Below are 15,641 nucleotides of genomic sequence, written 5' to 3' on the forward strand. Positions count from 1 at the left end.
CCCGGGGGCGAGCTTCCGGACGACGAGGACGCCGTCCGTGCCGTGCCGCTCGATCAGCCGGGACAGCAATAGCCGCGCACTACTGTTCGTCATTCGCCAACCGCCTCAGTCCGTGGAGCACTCGCTCCATGAGTTCGTCCGTGACCGGGTCGTACGTCCGGGGTACGCAGTCAGGCACCAGCCGCCAGAAGCCGCCGGCGTGGATGGTGGCCTCAAGCTCCGTCACAGCGGCGCGAGTTGGCTCGGGGGACTCCCGTTCACATGGCATGGCAGCCGCCTCCCTGATCGAAGCGCACGATCACTCAACGTGCATTAACCGGCACGTTTAGTGTGCACTCGACTTCTCGCAAAATACAAGCCGGATCGAAGAAATCACAAATTTGCACACACGGTGGGATGTCGAGTAAACGGCTGTGGCAGGCTGTAACGAGCCCGATAGGGTCGCCAACAGGCGTGACAAGGAGGCAACATGAGCGATCCAACAGTCCGCCGACGACGGCTCGGAGCGGAACTTCGGCGCATGCGTGAGGCCGTCAGCATGAAGCTGGCCGACGCCGCAGGGCGCACGGGGCTGGACACGTCGAAGCTGTCCCGCATCGAGGCAGCTCGCATCGGCGTCAAGCCCCAGGACTTGGACCAACTCCTCGATCTCTACGGAGTGGACGACGCGGCGAAGCGCACGGCCTTGCACAACTTGGCCCGGGACGGCAGCAAGCGCGGATGGTGGCAGACGTATCGCGACGCGATCTCACCGGCGTACGCCGACCTGATCAGCCTGGAGGCGGACGCGAAGAGCATGCGGTCTTACGAGGCGTCTCTCGTACCCGGCCTTCTCCAGACCGCCAGTTACGCCCGCGCCACGATCGACGCCATCAACATGACGTCGACACAAGACCGCGTGAACGCGCTGGTAGAGGTACGCATCCAACGTCAGGCCGTACTCACCCGGCCCGAACCACTTCAGTTCTGGGCGATCGTCCACGAAGCGGTGCTCCACCCGCACTTCGTGAGCCCTCACGTCATGAGAGACCAACTTCAGCGGCTCCGGGACCTCTCCGAGCTGCCACATGTCTCGATACAAGTGCTTCCGATGGACGCCACGGCGCATCCAGGAATGGCGGGCTCATTTACCCTCGTCGGCTTCCCGGAGACATCGGACTTCGATGTCGTCCTGCTCGAAAACCTGACGAGCGCCTTGTATATCGAGGATCCTGCGGAGGTGTCGATCTTTGGCAGCGCGTTCGAGCGGCTTCAGGCAGCTGCGCTGCCGTTCGACAAGTCGGCCGACCTCATTGAGCAACTGAAGGACCGCATCAAATGACCACCATCTCGCACACTTCCTGCCCTGTTCCCACATGGACGAAGTCCTCCTACAGCGGAGGCAACAACAACTGTCTGGAGGTCGCCCACGGTCTAGAGGACGCCCTCCCCATACGCGACTCCAAGCGCCCCACCGGCCCCGTCCTCACCATCCCCGGCGCCGCCTGGACCGCCTTCGTCACCAGCGTGAAGAGCGACGAACTCCGCTGACCACCGAACACCGCAAGCGCCTCCGGCGGCAACCCCGCCGGAGGCACGGCAGAAAAAGGACACCATCAGATGACCAACGACTCGAACTCTTCCGCCGCCGGACTCGCCTGGACCAAGTCCTCCTACAGCGGGGGACAGAGCGACTGCGTAGAGGTCGCTCACGGCACCCGCCACGCCCTCCCCGTCCGCGACTCCAAGCGCCCCACCGGCCCCGTCCTCACCATCCCCGGCGCCGCCTGGACCGCCTTCGTCACCAGCGTGAAGAGCGACGAACTCCGCTGACCACCGAACACCGAACGCGCCTCCGGCGGCAACCCCGCCGGAGGCACGGCAGCTGAGGGAGCGCATGTCAGCGTTGGAATCTCCGCCGCTCCCGGTGGACCACCAGGGACCCGGCTGGTACCGAGGGGACTGCCATGTGCACTCCACCGTCTCAAGCGGTGGCGAGTTGACGCCGGGGCAACTGGTGATCCGTGCCCGCGCGGCGGGGCTCGACTTTCTCGCGGTCACCGAGCACAACACGGCCGAGACGCACGGCGCCTGGCGTCGGCACGGCAGTGACGATCTGCTGGTGATCCTGGGGCAGGAGGTCACCACCCGGACCGGGCACTGGCTCGCTCTGGGGGTCCTCCCGGGGCAGGTGGTCGACTGGCGTTACGGCCTGCGGGACGACGTGATCGGCCGGCACCTGACCGAGGTCCACCGGGCCGGTGGGCTCTGCGTCGCGGCCCATCCGCACGCGCCGTACCCCTCGGGCACCTTCATGTACCCGTACGACGGGTTCGACGTGGTCGAGGTGTGGAACGGGCCGTGGACTTCGGACGTGCCCTGGCAGGCGGACAACGAGGCGGCCCTGGCCGAATGGGGGCGGAGCCTGGCCGCGGACGTCCACCAGGGGCGGTGGCGGCCGGCGATGGGGAACAGCGACACCCACCTTGAGGGCCAGATCGGCGTCCCGCACACCGTCGTACCGGCCGACGATCTGAGCACCGACGCGATCCTCGCCGGGATCCGTGCGGGCCGGAGCTGGATCGCCGAATCGGCCGCGGTCGAGCTGTCGTTCACGGTCTCCGTCGGCGATCGGAGCGCGGGGATCGGTGAACGCCTGGCGGTCGGCGACGAGCCTGCCGTGGCAAGGGTGAACGTACGCGGTGTGCCGTCGGGCACGGTCAGCTTCCACACGGAACAAGGACAGGCGCATCGCGCGCCGCTTCCCCGCTCGGGATCGGATGCCGTGGAGTGGCACATCAGCGCGGCGGATTCGGCGTTCGTCCGTGTCGAGGTACGTCATGCCGAAGGGCACATGGCCGCGCTCAGCAACCCGATTATCCTGATCTGAACCAAAAGGTGGTCGCGAGGGTGGGGAGGGAGGGGAGAATGGTGATGCCGGAGAAGTCCTCTCCGCTGTGGTGGCTGTTCGCGGCGATCAGTGTGGCCGTGTATCTCGCCGCGATGTTCCCCGGCATGGTGAACCGGCGGCAGAAGATCTGGGTGTCGTGCGGTCCGGTGGCGGGCTTCCTGTCGCTCCTGGCGTACAGCGCCACCTACGACTCGCCTCCGACCGAGATACTTCCCGCCTACTGCGGGATCATCCTGGGCATCGGCCTGGCTGCCGTGGGCCACTCGAAGGCGATGCGCGACTTCATGACGTGGCGTGCGGAGAACCCGGGCAAGCCCGACGAGGAGGGGCCGGGGGTCCCCTGGATGCTGCAAATGGCGCTCACTCTTCCGGTCTTCCTCGGTGGCGCGGTCTGGTACATGAGCACCTACTGACCAACGCGTCGGCTTCCTCGTGCTCGTGGGGCCGGGACAACAAGTCGGTTGATCCATTGCTAACTTGACCCGATGCGAAGCGATGGTGTGCACAACGATGTGCTGCGTCAGATCAAGCGGCTGGGCGGGACCATACCCGGGACGATCGAAGTCGGCGTGAACTGGACCGATGCGCCCAGACCGCTGCCGTTGGAGATCGAGACGCTGATGGCGATCACCTGGCCGCCGCGTACGTTGCTGGTCACCGACGAGGACGGTTACCGGGTGAGCCTTCCGCAGGGGATGGTGGGGGGCGCTCCGTTCGACATGGACCGGCCGTGCTTCGTGATCGGGTTCAACGAGACGACGCAGTACTACTGGGTTGTCGACCTCGACGATCCTAGGCCCGGCGATCCCGACGTCTACCGGATGGACCACGACGGATCCGACGTGGAGGACGCCTTCGCTTCTCCGCGGCGGTTGTCGCGGATGCTGGCCGAACTGACCGTCTACGCGCCCCCGGACTCCGCCCGGCTGGCCAACGCCTGTGCCCGCGGCGAGCTGGAGACCGTGGCCGCCGCGATCGCCGCGGGTGTCTCGCTGGGGCCGGCCGAGGACGACCGCTCGGCGATGACCCCGTTGCACTTCGCGGTGATGTCGGGCTCGGCCGAGACGGTACGGGCGCTGCTGGCCGCGGGCGCCGACGCCGAGGCGCGGACCGGCCACGACAGCCTCCTCCTGGAACTCGGTCTGCACCCCGCCGACTTCGGGGGGGAGCGGATCGAGCGCGATGTGACACCGCTCTGGATGGCCGTCCAAGGACCGTTCCGCACCGACCGCACCAGCCGGCCCGACCGCACCGACCGGCCCGGCCGGCCCGGCCCCTCGGTGGAGGTGGTGCGGGCGCTGCTCGACGCCGGCGCCGACCCACGGGCGACCAACCGCATCGACATGACGCCGCTGCGCGTCGTGACCGAGAGCCGTTTCAGCTGGGAGCGCGAGCGGCCGGTCGCCGAGCGGCTGGAGATCCTGCGCGGCCTTGTCGACGCCGGCGCGGACGTCGACGCCGAGGACGGGGTCGGTCTGACGCCGCTGCTGGTGGCGATCGACGCGCCGGAGTTCGTCGCCGCGCTGCTCGACGCCGGCGCGGACCCGACGCGGCGCGGCGCTCGCGAGGACGCGTACGGGATCGAGGGCGTCTCCGCCCTGCACGCCGCCGCGGGCGACAGTGCCCAGGACGCGCTCCGGCTGATGCTCGACCGCGTCGGCGATCCCGACCCGCGTACGACGGCGGGCGCGACGCCCCTGCACTACGCGGTGTGGCGGGAGGCCGAGACCGGCATCATCGAGATGCTCATCGCCGCCGGGGCCGACGTCAATGCCCGGATCGCCGACCCCTCCGGGCTCAGGGTCGACAGCGACACGCCACTCGGCATCGCCCGGGAGAAGGGCCACGACGCGATCGCCGATGTGCTCGTACGGGCCGGGGCAGCCTGACCCGGTCAGGGGCCGCGTCCCTGGTGCCGACGCGTGCCCCGAGTGCGGTGTCGGAAGGAAGCGCCGGTGGCCCGTACGGGAAGTACGTCCGCTGTCCGGTGCAGACCGCCGCCACCCTCGCCGCCGCCGGCGGTCTCGCCGTTCTCCAGTGCCCTGCGAGGCTGATCCGCACGGTTGTTGCCCACGGTGCCCGGCAGCACCATGGGCAACAAGGCTTCGCGAGCCTCAGACGGAGAAGCCGGTGACCTTCTGCGGGGTCACCCGGACGATCAGCCGGAACACCCCCTCGGGATCGGCCGGCGGGTCCTCGCCCAGGTACCTCTGCGAGAGCCTGGGTGGCAGCGATTTCTCCGGGTCGTCGATCAGTTCGACAGTGCCGCGGATGTCAATGGACCGGTACGGGTTCGCGGTGTCGAAAACCGTGAGGCTGACCCGTGGGTCCCGGGCGAGATTCCGCGCCTTCTGGCGCCCGGTCGTCGTGGAGAACAGCACCGTGTCCCCCTCCCTGACGATCCAGACCACCGAGGTCTGCGGCCCGCCGTCCCGGTTCAGCGTCGCGACGGTGGCGAAGTTCCTCCCGTCCAGCAGCTCGCGCGTCTCCTCGTTGAACGTTACTGACACAGTCTCGTCCCCCTGTTCGGCTGTTCGGCTGTTCGGCATTCCTGCGACCACTGCTTGGAATCGCTTCCTACGCCGAACAGACGCGACGGCTGGATCATTCCTCCACGGGGCCGCAGCGGGGTACTGCGGGGCACCGCGAACACAAAACGGTAGCGGGCCCGGCCCCGCACGCCCAACATGGACCGCATGAGCGACTTGAGCGACTTGAGCGACCGGCCCGCACGCTGGAGCAGGGCGACCGTCTACCCCGACATGTGGACCGACCCGGACGACGACCCCCGTAACAGCGAAGGGAACAGTCCGGACGGCGAACTCGCCACGTTGCGGGACTTCCTCACCAACTACCGCATCACCCTGCGGATGAAGTGCGAGGGCCTGGACGCGGAGCAGTTGGCCCGGCGGTCGGTGCCGCCGTCGACCATGTCGCTGCTCGGGCTGCTGCGGCATCTCGCCGAGGTGGAGCTGGACTGGCGGAACTGGATCAGTGACGGTGATCCGCTGCCGAAGCTGTACGGCGTGCGCGACGCGGACTTCGACGGAGCGGTCGGCGAACAGGCCGAGGTCGACGCCGCGTACGCCGCGCTGGAGCGCGAACAGGCCGCGACCGACGCCGCGTTGGCCGGGCACCCGGATCTGGGGGAGCGGCTGGGGAAGGACGGGATCGCGGTTCGGGAGCTGATGGTGCACAGGATCGAGGAGTACGCCCGGCACTGCGGGCAGGCCGACCTGTTGCGCGAGTGCATCGACGGGCGGGTGGGCCAGTAAGGGGCATCCGGCGTCGACATCCGTCGTGAGAAGGCGGATGCTCCCAAGAAGGCGGGTCCTCCTCAGTTGTTGAGCAGCCGCCATGGGGTGAGGGCGAGCCCGGCTCGTATCAAGCCGGTGGGCTCGGTGAGTTCGATGTCCGGGGTCTTGCCGATCCGTTCGAGCCGGCGGGCAACGCCGCTGTGGTGCGGGTGGAGCCGGTGGCGCAGTAGGCGTCCGGCATCTGAAGGGCCAGATCTTGCGGGCTGTCGGGCGGGGCGCGGCGGGGTGAGGTCAGCCGGCTTGGGCGGAGTCGAGATGGCGGGTGTCACCGAGGCCGGCGACTTGGCGGTTGTGGAAGAAGTCGTCTTCGCGGAGCGTGGTGATGCTCCCGGAGGGAGCCCGGAAACTGGCATAGCCGGCCGACTCGATCGGCATTCTGATCCAGGACGCCACGACGTACGTCAGGGAGCCGCCGTGCGTCACGATGATCTGCTGCTCGCAGGGGCTCCGCAGGATCTCGTCCATCGCCGCGTAGACGCGCCGTGCCCACTCCGCCTTGGTCTCCGCGCCCGCCACGCCTTCGTCGTGATCCATCCGCTCCCCGACAGCCGGCGGTGGGACGAACCGCCGGTCGAGCCATTCCTGCGGCTTTCCTCCCGCCTCGCCGTAGGACTTCTCCCGCAGCCGGGGATCCAGGACCGGCTTCACACCGAGCAGTTCGCCCACCTCGTCGGCCGTCCGCGAGGTGCGCCGCAGGTCCGAGGAGAACAACTCCACCTCGGTGCCGTGCGGGATCCGGTCCCGCAGCGCTCGGGCGATGGCGAACGCCGCGCGGACGCCGGCGGGCGTCAACCGCGAGTCGTGCCAACCGCCGACGACCCCCTCGACGTGGTGCGTCGCCTCGGGATGGGTGACGACGTGAAGAGTGCGCATCGGTGCCTGCCTCCTGTGGATGGCGTCCGCGTGATCGCGCGTGATCGCAGTCCGCAACTATGGAGGCGACGGATCAGAATCATCAAGCGAGTTCTTCCGAAGCGGATGGGCTGGGGGGCTCAGGAGGCTCAGTTCTCCCGTGTGTGGAAGTAGTAGAACGTCGCCACCGCGCTCGCCACGCCCACCGCCAGCCCGATCCCGGACGACCGCAGCACGCTCGCGTACGTGAGGCTGTGCAGGAACCCGACGGACACGCCCGCCACCGCGCCGAAGGCGATGGCCCGCAGCTCGGGCGCCATCGTCCTCGGAAGCCGCATCAGCAGGAAGACGAGCCCGGCCACCGCGAGGCCGGAGACCACGCCGAGGGTGATCTGAAGGGCGTTGAGCGGGGAGCCGTCGCGCTGGATGAACGGGGCCCAGATGCCGTAGAGGATGCCCAGCGTGACCGGCACCGCCACGGTGTGGAGGGGGATACGGCGCCTGCCCCGGTCCGGGGAGCGCCGCCCCGAGAGCCGCGAGAAGCGCGTCGGGCGTGCGTGCCGGGGGCCGGACGTGGGCCTGGGCGTGGACGTGGACGTCGGTGCCTGTGTGGCCATGGCGGAGAACTCCTCCCACTCGTCCCTCTTCCAGGGCACACCCGCCGACGCCCCCCGGCAACTCGGACCCACGCACCACGCACCGGGCACCACGCACCGCGCACCGCCCCGGAGCTGACAGCCGCCACCTCCATACGCCACTGTGGCGACCGTGACCTCTCCCCGCCCCGGCCGGCCGACCGCCCGGCTCGCGCCTCCCGAGTGGCTGCTCAGCGGCCTGCGGCCGACGCCCGCGCCCATCCCCTGGGCGGCCGTCGTCCGTGCCTCCGTCGCGCTCGCCACGCCGCTCGCCGTGGGGCTCGCCGTCGACCGGCCCACCTACGGCGCCCTCGCCGCCATGGGCGCCCTGTCCGGCGTCATCAGCGACACCGCCGACGCCTACCGGCTGCGGATACTGAACATCGCGATCCCCCAGCTCCTCGGCGCGATCGGCGTCACCCTCGGCACCCTCGTCTTCGGCCATGGCTGGCTCGCCGTCGCCGCTCTGACACTGGTGGCGCTCGTCTCCGGGATGATCTCCTCGATCGGCGCGGTGGCCTCCGTCTCCGGGCTGCTCCTGCTGCTCAACGCCGTCGTCGGCGCCGGTCTCCCGATGCCCACCCCCTGGTGGCTGCCCCCGCTGCTGCTCTCCTGCGGCGGGCTCTTCGTACTCGTGCTGTCCCTGCTCGGCTGGCCCTTCCGGGGCCGTATCGCCGAGCGGACCGCCGTCGCCGACGCGTACCGCGCCTGCGCCGACCTCCTGGAGTCGGCGGGCCGACAGGACACGGACGAGAACGCGGACGCGGACGCGGACTACGACGCGAAGCGGCAGGCCGTCACCGCGGCGCTGAACCAGGCGTACGACCTCGTCCTCGCCCGCCGCGCCCGCGACCACGGCAGGCGCGGCCCGCTCGTACGGCTGCTCGCGCAGCTCAACGTGCTCATCCCGCTCGTCGAGGCCGCGCCCGCCGCCCATCTGCCGCGCCGCCCGCTGCCCGCCGAGATCCCGGCCGCCGTAAGGGAGTTGGCGCGGGCGGTCGAGGAGAGCAGGCTCGGCGGCGCCGATCTCGACCTGCCGGCGCCCGGCACCCCCTCCGAGCGGGCCGTCGACGTCGCGCTGCGGCACGCCGCGTCCGTCGTGCACAAGGCCGACCCCGACCCGTACAACGTGGACGACCGCCTCGGCCGCCCCGCCGCCCTCGGCGTCCGGATCCGGCGCGCCGGGCGCGACATGCTGTTCAGCGGGACGTCCTGGCGCTACGGGCTGCGCCTCGCGCTCTGTATCGGTCTCGCCCAGACCCTGGTGTCGGTGATCGACGTACCGCGCTCGTACTGGGTCGCCCTCACCGTCACCTTCGTCCTCAAGCCGGACTTCGGCTCGGTCTTCTCGCGCGCCGTGCTGCGCGCGCTCGGTACGGCGGCCGGTCTCGTCGTCGCCGCGGCCGTGCTGTCGCAGGTACCGCGCGGCTGGTGGGACGTGCCGGTGATGGTGGTGCTCGCCGCGTTCATCCCGGCGGTCTCGGCGAAGAGTTACGGCTTCCAGACAGCGGCCATCACGCCGGTGATCCTGCTGCTGTCCGACGTGCTCAACCGCGAGGGGTTCGCGCTGGTCGTGCCGCGTCTGGTGGACAGTCTCATGGGCTGCGCGATCGCGCTGGTCGCGGGCTATCTGCTCTGGCCGGAGAGCTGGCACACCCGGATCGGCGACCGCCTGGCGGACGCCGTCGAGGACACGGCGGACTACCTGGCGTACGCGTTCGGCCCGACCACCGGCGGTACGAAGACGTCGACGGAGGCGTTGACCGAGGCGCGGACGGCGGCGACCCAGGCCGAGCGGGTGCGGCGCAGGCGCGTCATCTACCGCGATCTGTCCGTCGTACGCACCGAGTTCCAGCGCGCGCTCACCGAACCGCCGCCCACCGGCACGCGCGCCGCCGCCTGGTGGCCGCTGGTCGTCGCGCTGGAACGGATCATCGACGCGACGACGGCGGCGCGGGTCCGCGTCAACCACGGGGCGCCGCCGCCCGGCGCGGCCGAAATCGCGGACGCGGAGCGACAGTTGCGGGAACTCGCGGCGCGGGTGCGCTCCAGTGTCGTCCTGGTGGACGTACGCGCTGGGTGGTCGGCGGCCGACGACGAGGGGGTGCTGGCGCCGCTGCGGCGGGAGTTGCGGGCGGCGCAGGCGATCACGTCGCATCGCGGGTGATCGCCGTACGGACCCCGTGGCCACCGTCATCAACCGGGCGCCTTCAGTAGTCGGGTGCCTTCATCGTCACCCAGACCCGCTTCCCCGGCCCCTGCCTCGGCGCCACACCCCAGTCGTCGGCGAGCGCGACGACCAGCGCGAGACCGCGCCCGCACTCGTCGACGGGGTCGGGCGTACGCGGCCGGGGCAGCGCGTCCCCCGCGTCCTCGACCTCCAGCCGGAGCAGCCCATCACCCCGCCACACGCTCACCACGATCTCGCGCCCCGGCGGCGACCCGTGCCGCAACGCGTTGGTGACCAACTCCGACAACAGCAGCGCCGCTGTCTCCCCCAACTCCCCCGTCAGGCCAATGAGCCCGGCCAGCGCCTCCCTCGCACGGCCGACGCTGCGGGGGTGGCGGGGGAGCCGTAGCCTCATGTGCTGGTCACCGTGCTGGTCGCAGTCGTGGTTCATGAAGATGACCTTCCCCACGACGGGGACTTTTACTTTCCGTGCACGGAAGGTGACCGTACAGAGTCGCACTTCACCGGGGTGATCGTCGCTTCATCGTCCTGCTGGAGAGCGGCGGATTCTCGGTCTCACGGCCGGTGAGCGCGGCGTCACCGAGGCGTCCTTTGTCCCTCGTCCCCATGGCCGCCATCTGCCTGTGGACAGTCGGCGGCCGAAGGCTGACACGCGAGCACCGGATCCCGGTCCCGGAGGTCCCGGAGGTCCCGGAGGTCCCGGAGGTCCCGGACGTCCCGGAAACACGCCCTAGTGGCCCTGGAGTTCGTCCAGTACACGCCGCTCGCGCTTCGTCGGACGGCCCGCGCCGCGCTCCCGGACGGCCACCGGGCCGGCGAACTCGCGGGGCGGGGGCGGGGGGCTGTTGTCCACGTAGCACTGCACGGCCACCGGCGCGCCCACCCGCTTCCGTACGACCCGCTTGAGCACGACGACCCGTTCGTGACCCCCCTGCCGGACCCGGACCTCGTCGCCCGCCTTCACCGGATGGGCGGGCTTCACCCGCTCGCCGTTGACGCGGACGTGGCCCGCGCGGCAGGCGGACGCCGCCTGGGAGCGGGTCTTCGTCAGCCGTACGGACCAGATCCAGACGTCCGCGCGTACCGACCCCTGGTCCCCGTTCCCGGCATGAGCTTCAGCAGCAGCCATGCTCCCGAGCTTAGAGCGTGTCCGCCTCCGGCGGCTCGGCCATTTCGGACGGCTCCTCCAGCGCCTGGCGCACCTCGTCCGCCGATGTCTCGCGAAGCTCGTCCCCGACCACCAGCCAGCGCGTGATCCCCACCGATTCGAGGAAAGGCACATCATGGCTCGCGACCAGCAGCGCACCCTCGTACGACTCCAGCGCGCCCGTCAACTGCCGTACGCCGCCGACATCGAGGCTGTTCGTCGGCTCGTCCAGCATCAGCAGTTGCGGGGCGGGCGCGGCGAGCAGCAGCGCGGCGAGGGTCGCGCGGAAACGTTCGCCGCCCGAGAGCGTGCCGGCCGGCTGCTCGGCCCGCGCGCCCTTGAAGAGGAAGCGCGCGAGCTGCGAGCGGATGTGGTTGTCGGTGACGCCGGGGGCCAGGCGCGCGGCGTTCGCCGCGATGCTCAGCTCCGGGTCGAGCACGTCGAGCCGCTGCGGCAGGAACCGCAGCGGTACGAAGGTCCTGGCCTCGCCCGACAGCGGCGCGAGTGCCCCGGTGAGCGTGCGCAGCAGGGTCGTCTTGCCGGAGCCGTTGCGTCCGACGAGGGCGACGCGTTCCGGCCCGCGTACGTCGAGGTTGCCCTCGCGGAGCCTGCCGTAGCGGGGGCGTACCGCGCGCAGGGTCAGCACCGTACGGCCCGCGGGCACGGCCGTACGGGGCAGGTTCACCCGGATCTCGGCGTCCTCGCGGATCGCGTCCGCCGCCTCCTCGCGCCGCTCGCGCGCCTCGCTCAACCGCTCCTCCTGGAGCACGCGCAGCTTGCCCGCCGACTCCTGGGCGGAGCGTTTGCGTTCGCCCGCGACGATTCTCGGTGCCTTGCGCTGGGCGTTGAGTTTCTTGTCGTGCCGCTCCCGGCGGGCGTTCTTGACCTGCGCCTCCGCCAGTTCCCGCTTCTGCCGGCGTACGTCGGCGTCGGCGGCGCGCAGCGTCCGGCCCGCCGCCTCCTGCTCGGTGGCCAGCGCCTCCTGGTACGCGGACCAGCCGCCGCCGTACCAGCTCACCGAGCCGGACCGCAGCTCCGCGATGCGGTCGACGCGCTCCAGCAGCTCACGGTCGTGGCTGACCACGACGAGCACGCCGGAGCGCCAGGAGTCGACGGCTTCGTAGAGCCTGCGGCGGGCCGGCAGGTCCAGGTTGTTCGTCGGCTCGTCCAGCAGCAGGACGTCGGGACGTTCCAGGAGCAGCGCGGCCAGGCGCAGCAGGACCGTCTCGCCGCCGGAGATCTCGCCGACGGTGCGGTCGAGGTCGATGGCGCCGAGCCCGAGGGAGCCGAGCGTGGCGATCGCGCGTTCCTCGACGTCCCAGTCCTCGCCGACCGTCTCGAAGTGCTCTTCGCGTACGTCTCCGTTCTCGATGGCGCGCAGCGCGTCGCGCCGCTCGGCGATGCCCAGGGCCTGATCGACGCGCAGGGCGGTGTCGAGGGTGATGTTCTGCGGCAGGTAGGCGAGGCTGCCGCCGACGTTGACCGACCCGCCGGAGGGCGTCAGTTGGCCCGCCAGCAGGTGCAGGAGGGTGGTCTTGCCGGTGCCGTTGGCGCCGACGAGACCGGTGCGGCCCCGGCCGACGCTGAGCGAGAGCCCGTCGAAGACGGGCGTGCCGTCCGCCCACCGGAAGGAGAGCGCGGAGCAGGTCAGGGAGGCGCTGAGGGTGGTGGGGTTGGTGGGGTCGCTGGGAAGAGCCATGGTGGTGTCCTCGCTGGCGCGGTGGGATGGGGGCGTCGTAGGCGAGCACCACGCGGCGACTCGGCCCGTGCGGGCCGGGGGCTTGAGCACAAGGAAGCCAGGGGCTCAAGGAGGGAATGCGGCTGTCCGAGAGGCCGGGGACGGCACCCGCATCGAGGTCGCTGCCACGCGGGCGTACGGCACGGAGCTGTGCGGCCGTACGGCGTGATGATCGCGAACCTCAGATGCGCAACGTCCACCTCTATCGGAGACGACAAGGACGCTGCCTACGGTAGGCGACCGGGGCGGCGGAGGCAACGGACTTCCGTCACCCCCGCCGGCACCCGCCCCGCCCCCTTACGTCCCCACCGGTTTCCGCTCCTGGTTGTTCTTGATCGAGCCCCGTTCCAGCTCGTCCAGCCAGCCCCTGGCCTCCGTCGCCGCCGACTGCTGGGCGGCGATCGTCTTGCCGTAGCGCAGGCGCACGAACGTCTCCGGGAGTCGCGCCTCCAGGCGGCGGTACGCGACGCGGCCGAGCCACCAGTAGGCGAGCACACCGTTGACCAGGCCGAGCGGGACCGCCGTCCAGGTCAGCCAGGTGGTGCCGGTCAGTTGGCCGGTGAGCGCGACCGCCGCCGTGGGAAGAGCCGGGATCAGCGTGCCGTAGACGCCGATCCAGATCTGGTACGAGGTGTCCCCGGAGTCGTTGGGCCCCACCCGGTACTTGGGGTCGACGCCCGGCGTCACCGCGACGACCGACAGCAGTACGGCGACGCCGACCGCCGCGCCGAACAGCGACAGCAGCAGCGAGAGCACCAGCGGCCACGCCCAGTGCTCGCCCGAGAGCAGGATGAACACCGCGGTCATGACGACCGACAGCGGTCCGAAGAGGATCAGCAGGGCCGCCTGCCGGCCCCTGATGTCCGCGCGGACCGTGCCCTTCTCGGCGCCGACCACCGTCATCCATACGGAGGTGCCGTCCTGACCGAGCAGATTGCAGCTGACCAGCGCCGTCAGCATCACCATCGTCAGCCCGGCGAACGGCAGGATCTCCGGCCTGTCGGCGATCAGGGAGATCACGGCGACGAACACGCCCGTCCAGATGCCGCACTGCAACTCCAGCGACCGCCACGGGTCGCGCCACCACTGCCGCAGCTCCTTGCCCGTGACGGCGCCGAGCGGAGTGGCGGGCAGCACGGGCCGGCCGGTCAGTACGTCGCTGCCCAGCGGGCGGAAGCGGCGCCGGGCGATCCGGGCCGGCGCCCTGGGCGTCAGCAGCAGCGCGCACAGCCCGGCCAGGACACCGGCCGCGGCGGTCAGCGCCAGCAGCCACCCGGCGGCGACGGCGGGCCGTCCGTCGGCCGCCGCCTCGACGGCCAGCACCGGCCACGACGTCGGGGACGCTTCGAGCACCCGGGCCGCCGTCCGGCCGGGCAGGCCCTCCTGTACGACCTTGACGACGCCGTCCGACGTGCCGGCGACCGCGAGCCAGCCGACGAACAGCGCGGCGACGAGCAGCCCGTACTGGACGGCCGAGATCGCGACGCCGAGCCGCGACCCCATGGCCGAGCCCATCAGCGCGTACACGATGCGGGACAGCGCGACCATGAACAGCAGCGTCGGTACGACGGAGAGCAGCGCGACCGGCACAGCTGCGGGGGCCAGGTCGACGGCGTGCACGGCGGTCGAGGCGAGCGACAGGACGCTGACGACGGGGCCGTAGCCGACGCAGGCCGCCGCGAGCAGCGCGAGACCGAGCTTGCGGCGGTGCAGCGGCAGCAGCGAGAAGTACGCGGGCCGCAGGACGCCCGCGCCGGAGGCGAGCACCGGTCCGAGCATCCAGCCGACGCCCCACACGGCCAGGGTGAGCAGCAGGACGTCGCGCCGCGCGGCGGCCCCGTCGGCGAGGACGACGGCCGCCCAGGTGGCGACGGCGGACAGCGGCCAGAAGACGACCCGGCTCAGCTTCAGGCCCTCGGAGGAGTGGCCGAGGATGGTGAGCTTGAGGCGGACGAGGGCGTTGACGGTGGGGGCCAGGGCCATCCCGCCCGCGCCACCCGGACCGCCCGCGCCACCCGGACCGGCCACACCGCCCGGACCGGCCGCGCCACCCGCGCCACTTGGGGTCACGCTCCCAGCCATGTCAGCTCCTCCTCGTCCAGGCTGTCGCGCCCCACCAGCCGTACGAAGGCGTCGTCCAGCGTCCCCTCACCGCTGACCTCCGCCAGCGTGCCGTCCGCGCGGACGCGGCCGTCGGCGATCACCGCGACCCGCTCACAGATCCGCTCCACCAGGGGCATCACATGGCTGGAGATGATCACCGAGCCGCCGGCGGCGGTGAAACGGCGCAGGATGCCGGTCAGGACGCGCGCCGAGACCGGGTCGACGGCCTCGTACGGCTCGTCGAGCACCAGCATCTTCGGCGCGTGCAGCAGCGCCGTCGCAAGGCCGATCTTCTTACGCATGCCGGTCGAGTACTCGATGACGAGCGTCCCGGCCTCCTCGGCCTCCGTCAGCTCCATGACCCGCAGCAGCTCGGTGGTGCGCGTGCGGACCGTCGCGCGGTCCATGCCGCGCAACTGGCCCCAGTACGTGAGCAGTTCACCGCCCGTCAGTCGTTCGGGCAGCGCGAGGCCGTCCGGCAGGACGCCGAGCAGGCGTTTCGCCTCCTCGGGGCGTTCCCATACGTCGACACCGAGCACCCGCGCGGTGCCGCTGGTCGGGCGCAGCAGCCCGACCGCCATCGACAGGGAGGTGGTCTTGCCCGCGCCGTTCGGGCCGACCAGGCCCATCAGACAGCCACGCGGCACGGAGAGGTTCACCGTGTCGGCGGCCCGTTTCTCGTTGAAGATCTTCGTCAGCCCGGCCATCTCGAAGGCGGGGGTGGCCGCGTCGGCGGCGCCCGTACTCTCACTCGTGGTCATGGTCATG

General features: G+C 71.0%; 18 protein-coding genes and 1 pseudogene. 9 read left to right on the forward strand and 10 right to left on the reverse strand.

The window, feature by feature from the left end:
* Window positions 1-79: 79 nt before the first annotated feature.
* Window positions 80-268 (reverse strand): hypothetical protein, encoded by a 189-nt coding sequence (locus tag OG700_RS18675; protein ID WP_405614972.1) that lies wholly within the window; start codon window positions 266-268, stop codon window positions 80-82.
* Window positions 269-469: 201 nt separating this feature from the next.
* Between OG700_RS18675 and OG700_RS18680 the strand changes: the two genes are divergently transcribed.
* The 6 genes from OG700_RS18680 (at window position 470) to OG700_RS18705 (ending at window position 4,779) form a co-directional block, all read left to right on the forward strand.
* Entirely contained in the window at window positions 470-1,321 is an 852-nt protein-coding gene (locus OG700_RS18680) for a helix-turn-helix domain-containing protein (RefSeq protein WP_405614974.1), read from the forward strand.
* On the forward strand, window positions 1,318-1,530 hold the full coding sequence (locus OG700_RS18685; protein WP_405614976.1) for a DUF397 domain-containing protein: 213 nt from the start codon (window positions 1,318-1,320) through the stop codon (window positions 1,528-1,530). Before OG700_RS18680 ends, OG700_RS18685 begins: the two co-directional genes overlap by 4 nt.
* Window positions 1,531-1,599: 69 nt before the next feature.
* The gene (locus OG700_RS18690; RefSeq protein WP_405614978.1) at window positions 1,600-1,812 is read left to right on the forward strand and encodes a DUF397 domain-containing protein; all 213 of its coding nucleotides are present in this window, start codon (window positions 1,600-1,602) and stop codon (window positions 1,810-1,812) included.
* 64 nt (window positions 1,813-1,876) lie between these two features.
* Complete coding sequence (locus tag OG700_RS18695) at window positions 1,877-2,869, forward strand: CehA/McbA family metallohydrolase (RefSeq protein WP_405614980.1); 993 nt, start codon at window positions 1,877-1,879, stop codon at window positions 2,867-2,869.
* A gap of 44 nt (window positions 2,870-2,913) precedes the next feature.
* Window positions 2,914-3,303 carry a hypothetical protein gene (locus OG700_RS18700; protein ID WP_405614982.1) on the forward strand — a complete coding sequence of 130 codons (390 nt, stop codon included), beginning with the start codon at window positions 2,914-2,916 and terminating at the stop codon, window positions 3,301-3,303.
* 72 nt (window positions 3,304-3,375) lie between these two features.
* Window positions 3,376-4,779, forward strand: a complete 1,404-nt coding sequence (locus OG700_RS18705) for an ankyrin repeat domain-containing protein (RefSeq protein ID WP_405614984.1) — start codon at window positions 3,376-3,378, stop codon at window positions 4,777-4,779.
* Window positions 4,780-5,004: 225 nt separating this feature from the next.
* On the opposite strand, the gene OG700_RS18710 is transcribed toward OG700_RS18705, so the two are convergent.
* A complete protein-coding gene (locus tag OG700_RS18710) occupies window positions 5,005-5,400 on the reverse strand; it encodes a PPOX class F420-dependent oxidoreductase (RefSeq protein WP_405614986.1) in 396 nt (131 codons plus the stop codon).
* Between the two features lie 186 nt (window positions 5,401-5,586).
* Between OG700_RS18710 and OG700_RS18715 the strand changes: the two genes are divergently transcribed.
* Window positions 5,587-6,165, forward strand: coding sequence for a DinB family protein (locus OG700_RS18715; RefSeq protein WP_405614988.1), 579 nt, complete (start codon window positions 5,587-5,589; stop codon window positions 6,163-6,165).
* Between the two features lie 273 nt (window positions 6,166-6,438).
* Here the strand turns inward: OG700_RS18715 and OG700_RS18720 are convergent, their stop codons facing one another.
* Together OG700_RS18720 and OG700_RS18725 are read right to left on the reverse strand one after the other, a co-directional pair.
* Window positions 6,439-7,080 (reverse strand): histidine phosphatase family protein, encoded by a 642-nt coding sequence (locus tag OG700_RS18720; protein WP_405614990.1) that lies wholly within the window; start codon window positions 7,078-7,080, stop codon window positions 6,439-6,441.
* 128 nt (window positions 7,081-7,208) lie between these two features.
* Window positions 7,209-7,532, reverse strand: a complete 324-nt coding sequence (locus OG700_RS18725) for a hypothetical protein (protein WP_405614993.1) — start codon at window positions 7,530-7,532, stop codon at window positions 7,209-7,211.
* Here OG700_RS18725 and OG700_RS18730 point away from each other — a divergent pair.
* Complete coding sequence (locus OG700_RS18730) at window positions 7,522-7,794, forward strand: hypothetical protein (protein ID WP_405614995.1); 273 nt, start codon at window positions 7,522-7,524, stop codon at window positions 7,792-7,794. The two genes, OG700_RS18725 and OG700_RS18730, sit on opposite strands and share 11 nt — an antisense overlap.
* A 33-nt stretch (window positions 7,795-7,827) precedes the next feature.
* Window positions 7,828-9,861 carry an FUSC family protein gene (locus OG700_RS18735; protein WP_405614997.1) on the forward strand — a complete coding sequence of 678 codons (2,034 nt, stop codon included), beginning with the start codon at window positions 7,828-7,830 and terminating at the stop codon, window positions 9,859-9,861.
* A gap of 43 nt (window positions 9,862-9,904) precedes the next feature.
* Here the strand turns inward: OG700_RS18735 and OG700_RS18740 are convergent, their stop codons facing one another.
* The 6 genes and pseudogenes from OG700_RS18740 to OG700_RS18765 all read right to left on the reverse strand — a co-directional run bounded on the left by OG700_RS18740 (window position 9,905) and on the right by OG700_RS18765 (window position 15,634).
* The gene (locus OG700_RS18740; RefSeq protein ID WP_405614999.1) at window positions 9,905-10,333 is read right to left on the reverse strand and encodes an ATP-binding protein; all 429 of its coding nucleotides are present in this window, start codon (window positions 10,331-10,333) and stop codon (window positions 9,905-9,907) included.
* Between the two features lie 282 nt (window positions 10,334-10,615).
* Window positions 10,616-11,014, reverse strand: coding sequence for an RNA-binding S4 domain-containing protein (locus tag OG700_RS18745; RefSeq protein ID WP_405615002.1), 399 nt, complete (start codon window positions 11,012-11,014; stop codon window positions 10,616-10,618).
* Window positions 11,015-11,024: 10 nt separating this feature from the next.
* Window positions 11,025-12,125 carry an ATP-binding cassette domain-containing protein gene (locus tag OG700_RS18750; RefSeq protein WP_405621801.1) on the reverse strand — a complete coding sequence of 367 codons (1,101 nt, stop codon included), beginning with the start codon at window positions 12,123-12,125 and terminating at the stop codon, window positions 11,025-11,027.
* A 24-nt stretch (window positions 12,126-12,149) separates the two neighbouring features.
* Window positions 12,150-12,731: pseudogene (locus OG700_RS18755) on the reverse strand (ATP-binding cassette domain-containing protein); the annotation flags it as partial.
* Between the two features lie 336 nt (window positions 12,732-13,067).
* On the reverse strand, window positions 13,068-14,852 hold the full coding sequence (locus tag OG700_RS18760) for a hypothetical protein (RefSeq protein ID WP_405615004.1): 1,785 nt from the start codon (window positions 14,850-14,852) through the stop codon (window positions 13,068-13,070).
* A complete protein-coding gene (locus tag OG700_RS18765; protein WP_405621803.1) occupies window positions 14,837-15,634 on the reverse strand; it encodes an ABC transporter ATP-binding protein in 798 nt (265 codons plus the stop codon). Before OG700_RS18765 ends, OG700_RS18760 begins: the two co-directional genes overlap by 16 nt.
* Window positions 15,635-15,641 lie beyond the last annotated feature (7 nt).

The sequence above is a fragment of the Streptomyces sp. NBC_01508 genome (genome assembly GCF_045040315.1).
In the GTDB taxonomy this organism is placed as follows: Bacteria; Actinomycetota; Actinomycetes; order Streptomycetales; family Streptomycetaceae; genus Streptomyces.